The 16,438-nt window shown below is 51.6% G+C and carries 17 protein-coding genes; 9 read left to right on the top strand and 8 right to left on the bottom strand.

Annotation, left to right across the window (positions count from 1 at the left end; all coding sequences use genetic code 11):
- Positions 1–79: 79 nt before the first annotated feature.
- Positions 80–325 (top strand): DUF1883 domain-containing protein, encoded by a 246-nt coding sequence (locus JM656_RS09885; protein ID WP_203360991.1) that lies wholly within the window; start codon positions 80–82, stop codon positions 323–325.
- Between the two features lie 30 nt (positions 326–355).
- Here the strand turns inward: JM656_RS09885 and JM656_RS09880 are convergent, their stop codons facing one another.
- Entirely contained in the window at positions 356–1,051 is a 696-nt protein-coding gene (locus JM656_RS09880; RefSeq protein ID WP_203360990.1) for a gamma-glutamylcyclotransferase, read from the bottom strand.
- Between the two features lie 531 nt (positions 1,052–1,582).
- Between JM656_RS09880 and chaA the strand changes: the two genes are divergently transcribed.
- Entirely contained in the window at positions 1,583–2,683 is a 1,101-nt protein-coding gene (chaA, locus tag JM656_RS09875; RefSeq protein WP_203360989.1) for a sodium-potassium/proton antiporter ChaA, read from the top strand.
- Between the two features lie 91 nt (positions 2,684–2,774).
- Here the strand turns inward: chaA and kdsA are convergent, their stop codons facing one another.
- The 6 genes from kdsA to hemA are packed head-to-tail and all read right to left on the bottom strand — an operon-like array spanning position 2,775 to position 8,080.
- A complete protein-coding gene (gene kdsA / locus JM656_RS09870; protein WP_003020772.1) occupies positions 2,775–3,629 on the bottom strand; it encodes a 3-deoxy-8-phosphooctulonate synthase in 855 nt (284 codons plus the stop codon).
- A 36-nt stretch (positions 3,630–3,665) separates the two neighbouring features.
- The gene (gene sirB1, locus JM656_RS09865; protein ID WP_203360988.1) at positions 3,666–4,475 is read right to left on the bottom strand and encodes an invasion regulator SirB1; all 810 of its coding nucleotides are present in this window, start codon (positions 4,473–4,475) and stop codon (positions 3,666–3,668) included.
- A gap of 3 nt (positions 4,476–4,478) precedes the next feature.
- Complete coding sequence (sirB2, locus tag JM656_RS09860; protein WP_203360987.1) at positions 4,479–4,871, bottom strand: invasion regulator SirB2; 393 nt, start codon at positions 4,869–4,871, stop codon at positions 4,479–4,481.
- Complete coding sequence (prmC, locus tag JM656_RS09855; RefSeq protein WP_203360986.1) at positions 4,868–5,701, bottom strand: peptide chain release factor N(5)-glutamine methyltransferase; 834 nt, start codon at positions 5,699–5,701, stop codon at positions 4,868–4,870. The genes sirB2 and prmC overlap by 4 nt, the downstream gene beginning before the upstream one ends.
- A complete protein-coding gene (gene prfA, locus JM656_RS09850) occupies positions 5,701–6,783 on the bottom strand; it encodes a peptide chain release factor 1 (protein WP_203360985.1) in 1,083 nt (360 codons plus the stop codon). The genes prmC and prfA overlap by 1 nt, the downstream gene beginning before the upstream one ends.
- 40 nt (positions 6,784–6,823) lie before the next feature.
- The gene (gene hemA, locus JM656_RS09845) at positions 6,824–8,080 is read right to left on the bottom strand and encodes a glutamyl-tRNA reductase (protein ID WP_203360984.1); all 1,257 of its coding nucleotides are present in this window, start codon (positions 8,078–8,080) and stop codon (positions 6,824–6,826) included.
- A 306-nt stretch (positions 8,081–8,386) separates the two neighbouring features.
- Between hemA and lolB the strand changes: the two genes are divergently transcribed.
- The 4 genes from lolB to dauA all read left to right on the top strand — a co-directional run bounded on the left by lolB (position 8,387) and on the right by dauA (position 12,876).
- On the top strand, positions 8,387–9,010 hold the full coding sequence (gene lolB, locus JM656_RS09840; RefSeq protein WP_203360983.1) for a lipoprotein insertase outer membrane protein LolB: 624 nt from the start codon (positions 8,387–8,389) through the stop codon (positions 9,008–9,010).
- Positions 9,007–9,858 carry a 4-(cytidine 5'-diphospho)-2-C-methyl-D-erythritol kinase gene (gene ispE / locus JM656_RS09835; RefSeq protein ID WP_203360982.1) on the top strand — a complete coding sequence of 284 codons (852 nt, stop codon included), beginning with the start codon at positions 9,007–9,009 and terminating at the stop codon, positions 9,856–9,858. The genes lolB and ispE overlap by 4 nt, the downstream gene beginning before the upstream one ends.
- A gap of 266 nt (positions 9,859–10,124) precedes the next feature.
- Complete coding sequence (prs, locus tag JM656_RS09830) at positions 10,125–11,072, top strand: ribose-phosphate diphosphokinase (protein WP_001298109.1); 948 nt, start codon at positions 10,125–10,127, stop codon at positions 11,070–11,072.
- A gap of 124 nt (positions 11,073–11,196) precedes the next feature.
- Entirely contained in the window at positions 11,197–12,876 is a 1,680-nt protein-coding gene (gene dauA, locus JM656_RS09825) for a C4-dicarboxylic acid transporter DauA (RefSeq protein ID WP_203360981.1), read from the top strand.
- A gap of 65 nt (positions 12,877–12,941) precedes the next feature.
- On the opposite strand, the gene ychH is transcribed toward dauA, so the two are convergent.
- A complete protein-coding gene (gene ychH, locus JM656_RS09820) occupies positions 12,942–13,220 on the bottom strand; it encodes a stress-induced protein YchH (protein WP_192612442.1) in 279 nt (92 codons plus the stop codon).
- Positions 13,221–13,495: 275 nt separating this feature from the next.
- Between ychH and pth the strand changes: the two genes are divergently transcribed.
- From pth to JM656_RS09805, 3 genes are all read left to right on the top strand, one after another.
- Entirely contained in the window at positions 13,496–14,080 is a 585-nt protein-coding gene (gene pth / locus JM656_RS09815) for an aminoacyl-tRNA hydrolase (RefSeq protein WP_192612443.1), read from the top strand.
- Positions 14,081–14,196: 116 nt separating this feature from the next.
- Positions 14,197–15,291: a redox-regulated ATPase YchF gene (ychF, locus tag JM656_RS09810; RefSeq protein WP_203360980.1), complete on the top strand. Its 1,095-nt coding sequence runs from the start codon at positions 14,197–14,199 to the stop codon at positions 15,289–15,291.
- 247 nt (positions 15,292–15,538) lie between these two features.
- On the top strand, positions 15,539–16,309 hold the full coding sequence (locus JM656_RS09805) for a hypothetical protein (RefSeq protein ID WP_203360979.1): 771 nt from the start codon (positions 15,539–15,541) through the stop codon (positions 16,307–16,309).
- The last annotated feature ends 129 nt before the right edge of the window (positions 16,310–16,438 follow it).

Below are 16,438 nucleotides of genomic sequence, written 5' to 3'. Positions count from 1 at the left end.
TTATGCAATGAGCGAAATGTGAACAACATCACGCAGTTCTTCCGCAAGGAAGTCAGTTGATTTCAGGACGGGGTGAATAATGGCATTAGTGAAAACAAGTTTGAAATTGTTTGGCGTGGATACCGTGGTGGTGCGCTGTTCCGGGCGCTGCCACATCCATTTAATGAGTGACAGCGCACACGCCAAAGACACGCAGACCGATTTTTTAAGCGTGCAGGATCGTGACAACGCCTGGCTGACCGTACCGTACACCGGTGTATGGAATGTGCTGATCGACGCCCACAGTCAATCGCTGGAGCACTCGATCAGTTATATTGCAGCCTGATAATCTGGCCCCTGATTGCAGGGGCCAGGTTTAGGCAAATCCGGGTCTGAGAACGCCTTCTGATGGCGTATCCCCCAGCAGCGCTTTGACATTCGCCACCAGCTCGTTCAGGCAATCATCCTGCATACCCAACTTAACCAGCGCCTGTTCAAGGGAGAACAGGTATTGCGCGTTGCTGCCTAAGGGGCCGCTGGCGCGGGCAATCAATGGCGCAATGATTTGCGCCCGGGTATCGGATTCAAACAACGGATGACGGGGGTCCATAATAAAGACCAGCGCATTCACCGTCCGGCCATCATCAAGCGCTAACTGACACCATGTCGGTAGATAGCACCCGGTGATCATCTCTCGCTTCCACAAGAGCGTGAGCTCCTGTTCAAGCGTGTCGTCGGGTAGCCGGTAAGCAACGCCAGTGGTGCGCCCGCCCTCTTTCAGCGCCAGCATGCGGCCAGGCCGACACGCCGTACCGCGCCCCGCCGTCAGACGAAGACAAAATGCCCGATGCCAGCCGACTAAGGTGCCGGTACAGGACTCATCAAACTCTAACGCCGGATTCCAAATCAACGATCCATAACCAAAGATCCACACCGGTCCATCATCTGGTCTACCTGCAAGCGTGGCCGCCAGTGAGGTTGCCCGTTGTTCTGCTGACCAGAGTAGTGATTCTTCAATAGCACCAAATGCCGTCTTACAGTCGGCATTTAATAAAAAATCACGCGTTAACACCTTACACCTCCGCCACTGCATACTTCCCTGTGACACTTTTTTGACGCCTTCCGGGCATTTTTGCTGTTCATTCTGAAACCAATAACAGGACAATATGCAATTCACCGGCCGCATGCAAGACAACTGCCCTGCTGCGGCGCACCAATTGCTCATCGTGCGTATCACAGGAATCACTAACTCTCTGGAAACGATACTATTCGGTTTTTCTCCTCATCTGGCATCGTTACATTTTCGTACTCTTTTCTCACGCCCCTTTCGTCTGCACACAACGTCTTTTCCGGGAGTGAAATGATGTACAGCGCATCGCACATATTAATTTGCTGCGCTTATTTTTTGTTTTATCTAAATACTAATCTGCTGTTATTTAAATACTCTATAAACAAGATAGATGCTTTTATTCACTTTGCCTGCACCAGGCGGCAATGCGGTAAAATTTCGTAAAACCACTCTGGTCAGACTCCATTTTCTGTTACTTTTCACAATCTTTGTTACATTTATAATTAAAAGCACCTGCACAGATGGAGAATCATAATGACGCATGCGCATGAGGCGGTAAAAACCCGCCACAAGGAGTCTTCGCTTATTTTCCCGGTTGTAGCCCTGGTGGTACTGTTCCTGTGGGGAGGCAGTCAGTCACTACCAGCGGTCATCGGAATTAATATTCTTGCCCTTATTGGTATTTTAAGCAGCGCGTTCAGCGTTGTCCGTCACGCGGATGTATTAGCCCATCGCCTCGGCGAACCCTATGGCTCACTGATTTTAAGCCTTTCGGTGGTTATTCTCGAAGTGAGTTTAATTTCTGCCCTGATGGCAACCGGCGATGCTGCGCCAACCCTGATGCGTGACACGCTCTATTCGATCATTATGATCGTGACGGGTGGCCTGGTCGGTTTTTCTTTACTGCTGGGCGGCCGTAAATTTGCCACGCAATATGTGAATTTGTTTGGTATTAAGCAATATCTTATTGCCCTGTTTCCGCTGGCGATTATCGTTCTGGTCTTTCCAATGGCGCTGCCGGGTGCGGATTTCTCCACCGGTCAGGCACTGTTGGTTGCCGCGATTTCCGCAGCAATGTATGGCGTATTTTTACTGATTCAAACCAGAACGCACCAAAACCTTTTTATCTACGAGCATGAAGATGAGGGTGACGACGATGACCCGCATCACGGCAAACCTTCAGCACACAGCAATATGTGGCATGCGATATGGTTGATCGTACATCTGATTGCCGTGATTGCCGTGACAAAAATGAACGCCAACCCGCTGGAAATGTTATTGACCGAAATGAATGCGCCCGTGGCATTTACCGGTTTCCTGGTGGCGCTGTTGATTCTCTCCCCTGAGGGATTAGGCGCACTGAAAGCGGTATTGAGTAACCAGGTACAGCGCGCCATGAACCTGTTCTTTGGTTCCGTGCTGGCGACCATTTCCCTGACCGTACCGGTCGTTACGCTGATTGCATGGGCAACCGGCAACGATCTGGTCTTTGGGTTAGGCGCACCCGAAATGGTGGTAATGGTGGCGTCGTTAGTCCTCTGCCATATCTCATTCTCAACGGGACGCACTAACGTTTTGAACGGCGCTGCGCATCTGGCATTGTTTGTCGCCTATTTGATGACAATATTTGCCTGACCCACAAATGTAAAAAAAACCCGCGCTGCGGGTTTTTTTTATGTCGTTACATCGGGCGCTTAAACGCCAGTCGACGTAGTAACGGGACAACTTAGTTCTCGGTGTCGAGCTCGTCAAAGCTTTTCACCAGATCGTCAATCGCTTTAATCTGGGTCAGGAATTGCTCCAGTTTAGCCAGCGGCAGCGCAGACGGACCGTCACATTTTGCGTTGGCTGGATCCGGATGTGCTTCAATAAACAGCCCCGCCAGACCCACCGCCATACCGGCACGCGCCAGTTCGGTAACCTGAGCACGACGACCGCCAGAGGCTGCGCCAAACGGATCGCGGCACTGCAGTGCGTGGGTGACGTCGAAAATAACCGGAGAGTTACCGGAGACTTTCTTCATCACGCTAAAACCCAGCATATCGACAACCAGGTTGTCGTAACCAAAGTTAGCGCCGCGGTCGCACAGAATAACCTTGTCGTTACCGCCTTCGTGGAATTTGTCGACGATGTTACCCATCTGACCTGGGCTTACGAACTGGGGTTTTTTCACGTTGATAACGGCACCGGTTTTCGCCATCGCTTCAACCAGGTCGGTTTGACGCGCGAGGAACGCGGGCAGCTGAATCACGTCAACGACATCCGCAACAGGCTGCGCCTGGCTGGCTTCATGAACGTCGGTGATCACTTTCACGCCAAACGTCTGCTTCAGTTCCTGGAAGATTTTCATCCCTTCTTCCAGGCCTGGGCCACGGTAAGAGTGAATCGAGGAACGGTTGGCTTTATCAAAAGAGGCCTTGAACACATAAGGAATACCCAGTTTCTGAGTAACAGTCACATAGTGCTCACAAATGCGCATCGCAAGATCGCGGGATTCCAGCACGTTCATACCGCCAAACAGCACGAACGGCAGGTCATTTGCCACGTTGATGTCGCCAATGCTAACCACTTTTTGTTTCATAGGATCGCCTTAGTGATGAGTAAGAATGTCGATAAATTAATGCAGTACAATTTGCTTGTGCGAAATAGTATTAATCTGCGCACGAATCATTTCGCTGATCGGGTCTTCCGGACACTGTTCAACGAAATAGCTTAAATCGGTCAGCGCAACATGTTCGCATTCCAGCTGCGCGTAAATCAATCCACGGTCACGTATCTCATACGGATCTTCTGGATTAAATTGCAGTAACGCTTCACTGGCACGCAATGCCAGCTCCATCTGCCGCTCTTCCATTAATGATGACTTCAGAGTGTCCAACAATTTACGGATTACTTCAGCGTTATCAGCTTCATCTAAATCCTCGTTGAACAGTTCCGCCACCGGACTGATATTGCCCTTCAGCCAGACTTCCAGCGTATGTTCATCAAGCGTTTCACCGTTGAACGGGTTAATCAGCCACATTTCCCCTTCCAGTGATTCAATTCGCAGAATCAGCTGCGTCGGAAAAATCACCGGAACCAGAGGGAGATCCAGGCGGTTAGCCACCCACAGTAAGATAGCCCCCAGCGAGACTGCGCTGCCCTGCCGGTTCTTCAGAACCTCATCGAGCCATAATGCATCAGAAAGACGGTAGACGCCCTGGGTATCCGTAAATCCCCATTCGCCATAAAACAGTGCCAGCAGTTTTTCCAGCTGCTCATCCTGAGACAGGAGCTGGCTAATTTCTTCGTGCGCCAGACCGACCAGTCGTTCCAGCTCGTCGTAGACAGATTGCGTCGGGAAATCCAGACGGATCGACTCCGATGCCAGGATCATCCCATCGCACAATGGCGCGTTATTAAATTCGAAATCAGCTAACGACTTCATGACTTACCCCAGTAACGGTATTTTTGTGGTGGCGAGTTTAATGATGATGTACAGCACCACCAGCGCCAGCGGGAAAGCGATCACACGCACCTGCTGGCTGCGCGCCTGACGGTAATCAAGCGCAATAAAACCCAAAACGATGTAAATGATAACTCCAAACAACTTCTCAGTCAGCCATGTACCTTGTTCGGTGAATGGCAGGACGTGCGTTTTAAGGATTAACGCCACGCCGCTCAGCAGCAATACGGTATCAATGACCGGCGGCACAATCCGTGTCCAGCGGGCCGTTGCCCGCGGATTACCGCTGTAACGCCACCAGTAACGCAGCGTCAGCAGACTGGCTGAAAGCGCAATACTGATGAGATGAACACCAAGAAGCAGGTTAAACGTCGTCATAACGCGATGCGCCCAAGCGTAATACGCTCGTTATCGCCATAATCACGACAGGTCTCAATCTGCGTATACCCCGCCTGACTGAACGCGTCTCTGACCAACGCCCCCTGCTGCCAGCCGTGCTCCAGCAGCAGAAAACCGCCGGGTGTCAGCGCATGACGCGACTGCGCAATAATGTGCGCAATATCCGCCATCCCTTGATCGCCAGCAACCAGCGCCGACAGCGGTTCGAATCGTACATCGCCCTCAGAAAGATGCGGGTCCTGCGCGTCGATATACGGCGGATTGCTGACAATCATCTCAAACGACTGCCCCTGCAATGCGCAGAACCAGTCGCTCTGCAGGATTCGCACATTGGGGATCGCCAGATGCGCTTTATTACGCAATGCCAGCGTGACCGCGTCGGCCATGCGATCGACCGCAACCACATCGCAGTCCGGGCGTTCGCTCGCCAGCGCCAGCGCAATGGCGCCAGTACCGGTTCCCAAATCAAGAATGCGACATGCGGTGGCAGGCAAACGCGCCAGCGCCTGCTCGACCAGACACTCGGTATCAGGTCGCGGGATCAGCGTCGCGGGAGAGACAAACAGCGGCAGCGACCAGAATTCACGCACCCCAATCAAATGGGCAATGGGTTCTCCCCGCTGGCGGCGAGCAAGTAACTCAGCCAGTTGATCGCACTGCGCATCGGTTAACGCCGTCTCGCCAAACGCCAGGATAAAGGTACGCGTTTTGCCGGTCACATGCTCCAGAAGGATCTCGGCATCGCGACGCGGGCTTTCGCTCTGCGCTAATTGGCTTATTGCGTCACGCAGCCAGTGCTGGTAATCCATTATTCCTGCTCAGACAACGCTGCCAGTTGGTCAGCCTGGTATTCCTGGACAATCGGCTCAATGAGCATATCCAGTTTACCTTCCATTGTTTCATCCAGACGGTAAAGCGTCAGGTTAATGCGATGATCGGTGACGCGCCCCTGCGGGAAGTTATAGGTGCGGTTACGATCGCTGCGATCGCCGCTGCCCAACAGGTTACGACGCTCAGACGCTTCCGCCTGCTGACGTCTTGCCACTTCGGCAGCGCGAATGCGCGACCCCAGCACCGACATCGCTTTGGCTTTGTTCTTATGCTGTGAACGTTCGTCCTGACACTCGACGACAATGCCGGTCGGCAAGTGGGTGATACGGATTGCAGAATCGGTGGTGTTAACGTGCTGACCACCCGCCCCTGATGAACGGAAGGTATCAATACGCAGGTCAGCCGGGTTGATATCCGGCAGTTCCGCTTCGGGTACTTCCGGCATCACCGCTACGGTACAGGCGGAAGTATGGATACGCCCCTGTGACTCCGTCGCCGGGACGCGCTGCACACGATGGCCGCCAGATTCGAATTTCAGTCTGCCGTAAACGCCGTCGCCGCTCACTTTGGCAATGATCTCTTTATAACCGCCATGCTCGCCTTCGTTAGCGCTCATGATCTCCACCCGCCAACGGCGAGCTTCGGCATAGCGGCTGTACATACGGAACAGATCGCCGGCAAACAACGCCGCCTCATCACCACCGGTCCCGGCACGCACTTCGAGGAATGCGTTACGTTCGTCGTCCGGATCTTGTGGCAACAGCAGAACTTGCAGCTGTTGCTCCAGTTGTTCACATTTTTCTTTTGCTTCGCGCAGTTCATCCTGCGCCATTTCACGCATTTCAGGATCGTCGAGCATCATCTGTGCTGTTTCAATATCGTCCTGAATCTGTTGCCAGTCCGTAAAACAGCGAGAAACATCGCTTAATTGCGCATACTCACGCGACAATGCGCGAAAGCGTTCCTGGTCTGCGATGGTTCCCGCATCACCCAACAATGCCTGAACTTCTTCATGGCGTTCATGCAGGGCTTCCAGTTTGGCAACGATAGAAGGCTTCATAGGCGTAAATGCACCCTGTAAAAAATAGATTGGTGTGCTGCTACTCCAGCCCGAGGCTGTCGCGCAGAATATTCAGGCGTTCGTCATCCCCGTCACGGGCGGCCTGCTGAAGAGATTTGGTTGGCGCATGAATCAGGCGGTTGGTCAGTTTCCACGCCAGATCCTGCATAATAGCCTGCGGGTCTCCGCCCTGTTCAAGGGAGGCTAACGCTTTTGCGGTTAATTCATCACGAACATGTTCTGACTGGCTGCGATATTCACGAATAGTCTCACTGGCGCTTTGAGCGCGCAGCCAGGCCATGAACTCGCTGGTTTCCTGTTCAACTATGGTTTCCGCTTCCACGGCCGCCGCTTTCCGCTGCGCCAGGTTGTGCGAAATAATGCTTTGCAGGTCATCAACACTGTAAAGATACGCGTTCGCCAGCTTCCCGACTTCCGGTTCAACATCGCGCGGAACGGCGATATCAACCAGCAATATCGGTTGATTGCGGCGGTTTTTCAACGCCCGTTCGACCATCCCTTTACCGATTATCGGCAACGGACTGGCCGTCGAACTGATAATAATATCCGCATCCTGCAAACGTTCGTCGATCTCGCTGAGCGAGATAACATCAGCGCCTACTTCATCTGCCAATACCTGCGCACGTTCGCGGGTACGGTTGGCGATGATCATTTTCTTCACTTTGTGTTCGCGCAGATGGCGCGCAACCAGTTCGATGGTCTCCCCCGCCCCGACCAGCAACACGGTCACGGTGGACAGCGATTCAAAGATTTGCCGCGCCAGCGTACAGGCGGCAAATGCCACAGAGACAGCGCTGGCGCCGATTTCGGTTTCCGTACGAACGCGTTTCGCCACAGAAAATGATTTCTGGAACATGCGCTCCAGATCGCTGGCGTTCAGGTGGCCCCGGCTGGAATCAGCAAACGCTTTTTTCACCTGCCCCAGGATTTGCGGCTCGCCCAGCACCAGTGAATCCAGACCGCTGGCAACGCGCATCAGATGGCTGACGGCGTCGTTATCCTGATGCCAGTAAAGGCTGTTGCGCAGGTCTTCTTCGTTCAGGTTATGGTAATTGCATAACCAACGAATCAGCGCTTCTTGCAGGTTTTCTTGTTCTTCAACGCTAAGGTACAGCTCGGTACGGTTACACGTGGACAACACCACTCCGCCTCGCACCATGGGCAGCGCCTGCAGGCTTTCCAGCGCCTGATCGAGCGTATCCGGCGAAAACGTGACACGTTCTCGCAGCGATACAGGTGCTGTTTTATGGTTAATACCAAGCGCTAAAAGGGTCATGTGTGCGGGAATAGTACCAGCGTTGATAAGGTTAGACTGGGTGCATCATACAGGATGCGCGAGGTCAATAAAAGAGAGTCCCCCCTTTTGGAGTAATAGCTTACCGCACAAATTAAGATAACTTGACCATAGACGATACCCTGTGGCGGCGCTAGCATTAAGGGTTATAACTGCAACCGATGGCAAGATGTTGCCGGATGGCGACGCATTCGCCTGCTCCGGCCTACGGGTTGAGTTTGTAGGCCTGATTTAAGCGTAGCGCCGTCAGGCAATTTTTGCACCGTACTACAAGGATTTGTCATCACTATGACCCTGCCTGATTTTCGCCTGATCCGCCTGCTGCCGCTGGCGAGCCTGGTCCTCACTGCCTGTACCATCAACGCCCCGAAAGGCCCCGGTCAAAGCCCGGATTCCCCGCAATGGCGTCAGCATCAGCAGGAAGTGCGCAACCTGCACCAATATCAGACGCGCGGCGCATTTGCCTATATTTCTGACCAACAGAAGGTTTACGCCCGCTTCTTCTGGCAACAAACGGGACAGGACCGCTATCGCCTGCTATTAACGAACCCGCTGGGCAGTACGGAGCTGGAGCTGAATGTTCAACCTGGCAATGTGGAGCTTGTCGACAACAAAGGTAAGCACTATACCGCCGACGACGCAGAAGAGATGATTGGCAAGCTGACCGGGATGCCTATTCCGCTCAATAGCCTGCGCCAGTGGATTCTGGGTCTGCCGGGCGATGCCACTGATTACACGCTGGACGACAAGTACCGTCTGAGCGAACTGAAATACCGCCAGGACGGGAAAAACTGGAAGGTGGTCTACGGCGGCTATGACAGCAAAACGCAGCCTGCGATGCCTGCAAATATGGAACTGTCTGACGGAAGTCAGCGCATCAAGCTGAAAATGGATAACTGGATTGTGAAATGATGACCCACTGGCCATCCCCTGCAAAACTGAATCTCTTTTTATACATCACCGGACAGCGTGCGGACGGTTATCACACGCTGCAAACGCTGTTCCAATTTCTGGACTATGGCGACACCATCAGCATTGAAACACGCGACGATGGCGAACTCCATCTGCTAACGCCTGTCGACGGCGTTGAGAACGACGATAACCTGATCGTTCACGCCGCGCGTTTGCTGATGAAAACCGCCTCTGCGCGTGGACAACTGCCTGCGGGAAGCGGTGCCGATATTCGCATTGAGAAACGTTTGCCAATGGGCGGCGGTCTGGGAGGCGGCTCTTCCAATGCAGCCACCGTCCTGGTGGCGCTGAATCATCTGTGGCAGTGCGCGCTCTCGGTCGATGAACTGGCAGAAATTGGCTTAACGCTGGGCGCGGACGTGCCAGTCTTTGTTCGTGGGCATGCGGCGTTTGCTGAAGGCGTGGGAGAAATCCTGACGCCGGTCACGCCATCTGAGAAATGGTATCTGGTGGTGCATCCTGGCGTAAGCATCCCTACTCCCACTATTTTCAAAGATCCGCAACTTCCACGTAACACGCCAAAAAGGTCAATAGAAACGTTATTAAAATGTGAATTCAGCAACGATTGCGAGGTTATCGCAAGAAAACGTTTTCGCGAGGTTGATGCGGCGCTTTCCTGGCTGTTAGAATACGCGCCGTCGCGCCTGACTGGTACAGGGGCCTGTGTCTTTGCTGAATTCGATACAGAGTCCCATGCACGCCAGGTGCTTGAGCAAGCCCCGGAATGGTTTAACGGCTTTGTGGCGAAGGGTGTCAACCTCTCCCCATTGCATAAAACGTTACTCTAAATTGTCCGCGTTTCAGTAAGTTGGCGAGTTTACCCATCGCCAGGCGTATACAGCAGTATGTGCCTGGTGCGAGTACTCGATGCCAGCACACACGAAACGTGAATGATGAGGAGTAAGCCGGGCAAGCTGAGTTTCGGTGACAACGTCACCTTGTTCCAGACGTTGCATCGCGCTCTTTAATACACCGCCTGGATAGGATATTGCCTGGCCCGCACAGTTTTTGGCAGATTCTATCCACCAATGGACGCATGCCTGAGGTTCTTCTCGTGCCTGATATGAAGCTTTTTGCTGGTAACGCCACCCCGGAACTAGCACAACGTATTGCCAACCGCCTGTACACTTCTCTCGGCGACGCCGCTGTAGGTCGCTTTAGCGACGGCGAAGTCAGCGTACAAATTAATGAAAATGTACGCGGTGGTGATATTTTCATCATCCAGTCCACTTGTGCCCCAACGAACGACAACCTGATGGAATTGGTCGTTATGGTCGATGCTCTGCGCCGTGCTTCCGCAGGCCGTATCACCGCCGTTATCCCTTACTTTGGCTATGCGCGTCAGGATCGTCGTGTACGTTCCGCTCGTGTGCCGATTACGGCAAAAGTCGTCGCGGACTTCCTGTCCAGCGTCGGCGTTGACCGTGTACTGACCGTTGACCTGCATGCTGAACAGATCCAGGGCTTCTTTGACGTACCGGTTGATAACGTATTCGGTAGCCCAATTCTGTTAGAAGACATGCTGCAGCTGAACCTGGACAACCCGATTGTGGTTTCTCCGGATATTGGTGGCGTCGTGCGTGCCCGCGCTATCGCTAAGCTGCTGAATGATACCGATATGGCTATCATCGACAAACGCCGTCCGCGTGCTAACGTTTCTCAGGTGATGCACATCATCGGTGACGTCGCAGGTCGTGACTGCGTACTGGTTGATGATATGATCGATACCGGTGGTACGCTGTGCAAAGCTGCAGAAGCTCTGAAAGAACGTGGTGCCAAGCGTGTATTCGCCTACGCAACTCACCCGATCTTCTCTGGTAATGCGGCAAACAACCTGCGCAATTCTGTGATTGATGAAGTCGTTGTCTGTGACACCATTCCACTGAGCGATGAAATCAAATCACTGCCGAACGTGCGTACGTTGACCCTGTCGGGTATGCTGGCCGAAGCGATTCGTCGTATCAGCAACGAAGAATCAATCTCTGCTATGTTCGAACATTAATCGAACCCGGCTCAAAGACCCGCTGCGGCGGGTTTTTTTGTCTGTAGTCCTTATTTGTATGACTTATGCCTCCTTCACCTGCCATTTAGTTGACAGATGATGCGCTCATGGATGAAACATTATTGTGAACAGATTATTTTCCTCACATGTGATGCCTTTCCGCGCCCTCATCGACGCTTGTTGGAAAGAAAAATACACCGCTTCTCGATTTACTCGAGATCTGATCGCCGGGATAACCGTTGGGATCATTGCCATTCCATTGGCCATGGCCCTGGCCATTGGCAGTGGCGTCGCGCCGCAGTACGGTCTTTACACCTCTGCGGTGGCCGGGATTGTCATTGCTCTGACCGGCGGTTCGCGCTTTAGCGTCTCCGGCCCCACCGCCGCATTTGTGGTGATCCTCTACCCGGTGTCGCAGCAGTTCGGGCTTGCTGGTCTGCTGGTCGCAACCCTGATGTCCGGTATTTTTCTGATCCTTTTTGGCCTGGCCCGTTTTGGTCGCCTGATCGAATACATTCCTGTCTCCGTGACCCTGGGCTTTACGTCCGGTATTGGTATCACCATTGGGACCATGCAAATTAAAGATTTTCTTGGTCTGCAACTGGCCCATGTTCCGGAACACTATTTGCAGAAAGTCGGCGCCTTGTTTATGGCACTGCCGACAATTAACCTGGGCGATGCCGCTATTGGCGTCGTCACCCTGGGAACCCTGATTTTGTGGCCCCGTTTGGGTATCCGTCTGCCAGGACACCTTCCGGCGCTGTTGGCAGGCTGTGCAGTCATGGGGATCGTCAATCTGACGGGAGGGCACGTCGCCACCATCGGTTCCCAGTTCCACTATATTCTCGCCGATGGTTCACAGGGCAACGGCATTCCGCAACTGTTGCCGCAGTTAGTGCTGCCGTGGAATCTGCCTGATTCCGATTTCACACTCAGTTGGGCCTCTCTGCGTGCCCTGCTTCCAGCGGCGTTCTCAATGGCGATGCTTGGGGCGATTGAATCCCTGCTGTGCGCCGTGGTGCTTGACGGTATGACCGGCACCAAGCATAAGGCCAATAGCGAACTGATCGGTCAGGGGCTGGGTAACATCGTCGCACCGTTCTTTGGCGGCATTACCGCGACGGCGGCGATTGCCCGCTCTGCGGCTAACGTCCGCGCCGGAGCGACCTCACCAGTCTCTGCGGTGATCCACGCCATCCTGGTCATCCTTGCCCTTCTGGTACTGGCACCGCTGCTTTCCTGGCTGCCGCTTTCCGCGATGGCGGCCCTGCTGCTGATGGTCGCCTGGAATATGAGCGAAGCCCATAAAGTCGTAGACCTGTTGCGCCATGCGCCGAAGGACGACATCATCGTCATGCTGATGTGTATGTCACTGACGGTACTGTTTGATATGGTAATTGCCATTAGCGTGGGGATTGTTCTCGCTTCCCTGCTCTTCATGCGTCGCATCGCGCGTATGACGCGTCTGGCGGCAGTGAACGTCGACGTTCCGGATGATGTGCTGGTGCTGCGCGTGATTGGGCCACTGTTCTTTGCGGCGGCTGAAGGACTCTTTACCGATCTGGAATCACGTATTGAAGGCAAACGTATCGTTGTTCTGAAGTGGGATGCGGTACCGTTGCTGGATGCAGGGGGTCTGGATGCCTTCCAGCGCTTTGTGAAGCGTTTACCCGAAGGCTGTGAGCTGCGAATCAGTAATCTGGAGTTCCAGCCATTACGCACCATGGCGCGCGCAGGCATCCAACCGATTCCTGGTCGCCTGGCGTTCTTCCCTAATCGCGAAGCCGCACTGGCTGATTTGTAATCACTATCAATTACCGGTCTGCGCCTTTGCGGACCGGTAATTAAAAAGTGACAGGCAAGATAAACTTAGCTGTGACGACGATTATCGCTGCGACGACAACGTTTATCGTAGTGGCGAACCCACCAGTATCTGTCACTTACCTGCTCATGCCCGCCAACACGCGCTCCTGCCAGCCAGAGGATAGCGCCGACAAAGATACTGAGCACCGCGCCGTGTGCGAAAAACTGCGGCAGGTTAAACTGCGGAAGCTGATTTAGAATGGAATAACCAACACCAACAACCATTACCACTAAACCCAACCCCATGAGCACATTGCCGAGTAGCGAAGCGTTTTTGCGTTTCATGTGTCACCTCCGGAACTTTTGGGTTGCTGCAGGGAATACCCCTAATCCTTATGTGTAAAGTATAGACAACAGTTATCTTTGCATGTGCGGGAACGATCACAATTACAAACATCTGTTCAACAAAACTTTACAAATAACCCTCTGAACACCTTGACATTTCAATAGTCCACAAGGGAAATTATTCAGTTCCTCTCTTAACACACGCTGTTTTTTGTCAAGCGACGCCGCAGACAGTACACTACGCGCCAGTGATAGACATACTCAGGACAAATAGCGTGACGATTAAATTGATTGTCGGCCTGGCAAACCCCGGCGCTGAATACGCAGCAACCCGACACAATGCAGGCGCATGGTTCGTTGATTTACTGGCAGAGCGATTGCGCGCCCCTCTGCGCGATGAGCCTAAATTCTTTGGTTATACCTCCCGAGTGACGCTGGAGGGCGAAGATGTTCGCCTTTTAGTACCGACCACATTTATGAATCTGAGTGGCAAAGCGGTTGGTGCAATGGCCAGCTTTTACCGTATTAATCCCGATGAAATTCTGGTCGCTCACGACGAACTGGATCTCCCCCCCGGCGTGGCGAAGTTTAAACTGGGCGGCGGACACGGCGGACATAACGGGCTGAAAGATATCATTAGCAAGTTGGGCAATAACCCTAACTTTCATCGCTTACGTGTCGGAATCGGGCATCCCGGCGATAAAAACAAAGTTGTGGGCTTCGTGTTAGGCAAACCGCCTGTTTCTGAACAGAAGTTAATTGATGAAGCCATTGACGAAGCGGCCCGTTGCACGGAGATTTGGTTCAAAGATGGCCTGACTAAAGCAACGAGCCGGCTGCATACCTTTAAAGCGCAATAAGCAGGGATATGCGGCATTTTTGCCTTACGCTGTGTATAATAGGCAAAGTTATTTACTTTTCTACAATCTGTTTTCTATAACAGGTTGATTATCAAGATATTAAGGTGATTTAAATCATGGGATTCAAATGCGGTATCGTCGGTTTGCCCAACGTCGGGAAATCTACCCTGTTCAATGCGCTGACCAAAGCCGGTATTGAAGCGGCAAACTTCCCGTTCTGCACTATCGAGCCGAATACCGGTGTCGTACCAATGCCCGATCCTCGTCTGGACCAACTGGCAGAGATCGTTAAGCCGCAGCGCATTCTCCCCACCACTATGGAATTCGTCGACATCGCTGGTCTGGTCAAAGGGGCGTCCAAAGGTGAAGGTCTGGGTAACCAGTTCCTGACCAACATTCGTGAAACCGAAGCCATCGGCCACGTTGTTCGCTGCTTTGAAAACGACAACATCATCCACGTGAATAACAAAGTCGATCCGGCTGACGATATTGACGTTATCAATACCGAACTGGCGCTGTCAGATCTCGACACCTGCGAACGTGCCCTGCACCGCGTGCAGAAGAAAGCCAAAGGTGGCGATAAAGACGCCAAAGCCGAACAGGCCGCGCTGGAAAAATGTCTGCCGCAACTGGAAAACGCCGGTATGCTGCGTGCGCTTAAAAATCTGACCGACGAAGACAAAGCGGCAATCAAATACCTGAGCTTCCTGACCCTGAAGCCAACCATGTATATCGCCAACGTGAACGAAGACGGTTTTGAAAATAACCCGTACCTCGATAAAGTGCGTGAAATCGCGGCTGCGGAAGGTTCTGTCGTGGTTGCCGTGTGTGCCGCCGTTGAATCCGATATCGCTGAACTCGACGATGCCGATCGCGAAGAGTTTATGGCAGAACTGGGAATCGAAGAGCCGGGCCTGAACCGCGTTATTCGTGCCGGTTACGAACTGCTGAACCTGCAGACGTACTTCACCGCAGGCGTGAAAGAAGTTCGCGCATGGACCATCCCGGTCGGTGCCACTGCACCGCAAGCGGCAGGTAAAATCCATACCGACTTCGAAAAAGGGTTTATCCGCGCCCAGACCATCGCATTCGAAGATTTCATCACCTACAAAGGTGAACAAGGTGCGAAAGAAGCCGGTAAGATGCGCGCCGAAGGTAAGGACTATATCGTTAAAGACGGCGACGTAATGAATTTCCTGTTCAACGTCTAAATAAAATTTGTTGTCTCATGAGGTTTTATTGAATCTCGTGGCAACCAACAAACCCGATAAAATCCACGCAATTGCGTGGATTTTTCTTTTCATAAAGTCTCAATTTGGACTGACCTGACCCCTCCTCGCCAAAAATTCAGTTTACTCTACAAGTGCCTTCTAATTGTGTATTTTCAGACTTTCTATCCTCCCCCCAAAAGATGTATTATACGTTAATATTTCCATACGTTTAATATGGTGGTTTATTATGATCAGGAAAATTGCTCTATTATCTTTATTTTTAGTATGCGCTTGTGATAACAATAAGGATGATAAGATATTAAGCTCTGATGTTGCTAGCTCATTGATAAATGAGAAAATATCTTCAGATTGTGTTTACTCAAACCTTTCCCATGGAATCAAGGATATTGAATTTAATACACAGAGAAGATATTACGATAATTATTTTAACGAAATGAGAACAGATGAAAAAAGGGATACCATTAGTATAGAAACTAACGGAATACACAATAAAGCCCTAAAGCAAATTAATGTATTAGCTAACATAGGCCTTTTTGAAAAAACTAACGACAAGGTTATTTCTGGAGGGTTAAATCTTAATGGGTACTTTACAGACCCCGTAAATTATAAAAATGAAAATTATACAGAGACAACGACAAACATCCCTGGACTCCAGTTTAAAATAACCAAAAAAGGCGAAGAATATATCTCTGTCGATAAAAAAAGATACAACGCCATTTTAGTTTGCATCGGGAAAATGAAAGTTAAAGATGTGACTATATATAATGACAAAGAAGCCATAACAAGTGGTCGATTTCGGGTAAAATTTAATGCGGATGTAGTAAACACCCCAAGTTGGCTAGATACTATTGATGTAAAAAAATCGTTTCCTTCAATATCAGAGGATTTAGATATGAATAATGGGTCACATGGTGAAGTTTATATTACCAGAAGCAATAAGGGATTTAGTATTGAAAATGACGGCAAGATTTTTTTATCAAAGAACAATGGCTCATGAAAATAATTATTTTGTTTCTATTTTAAGACCTTTAGTCAGATCAGTTGCCAGTGTTTTTAGTTTTTTCATCCATAAACTGCCTGTTTCTGCTGTCGAAATGAGCATGTTATTAACAGGCAGTCACACAGA

The organism is Citrobacter sp. R56, from assembly GCF_016811995.1.
Lineage (GTDB): Bacteria > Pseudomonadota > Gammaproteobacteria > Enterobacterales > Enterobacteriaceae > Citrobacter_D > Citrobacter_D enshiensis.
This window is presented reverse-complemented; position numbering and strand designations above follow the sequence as displayed.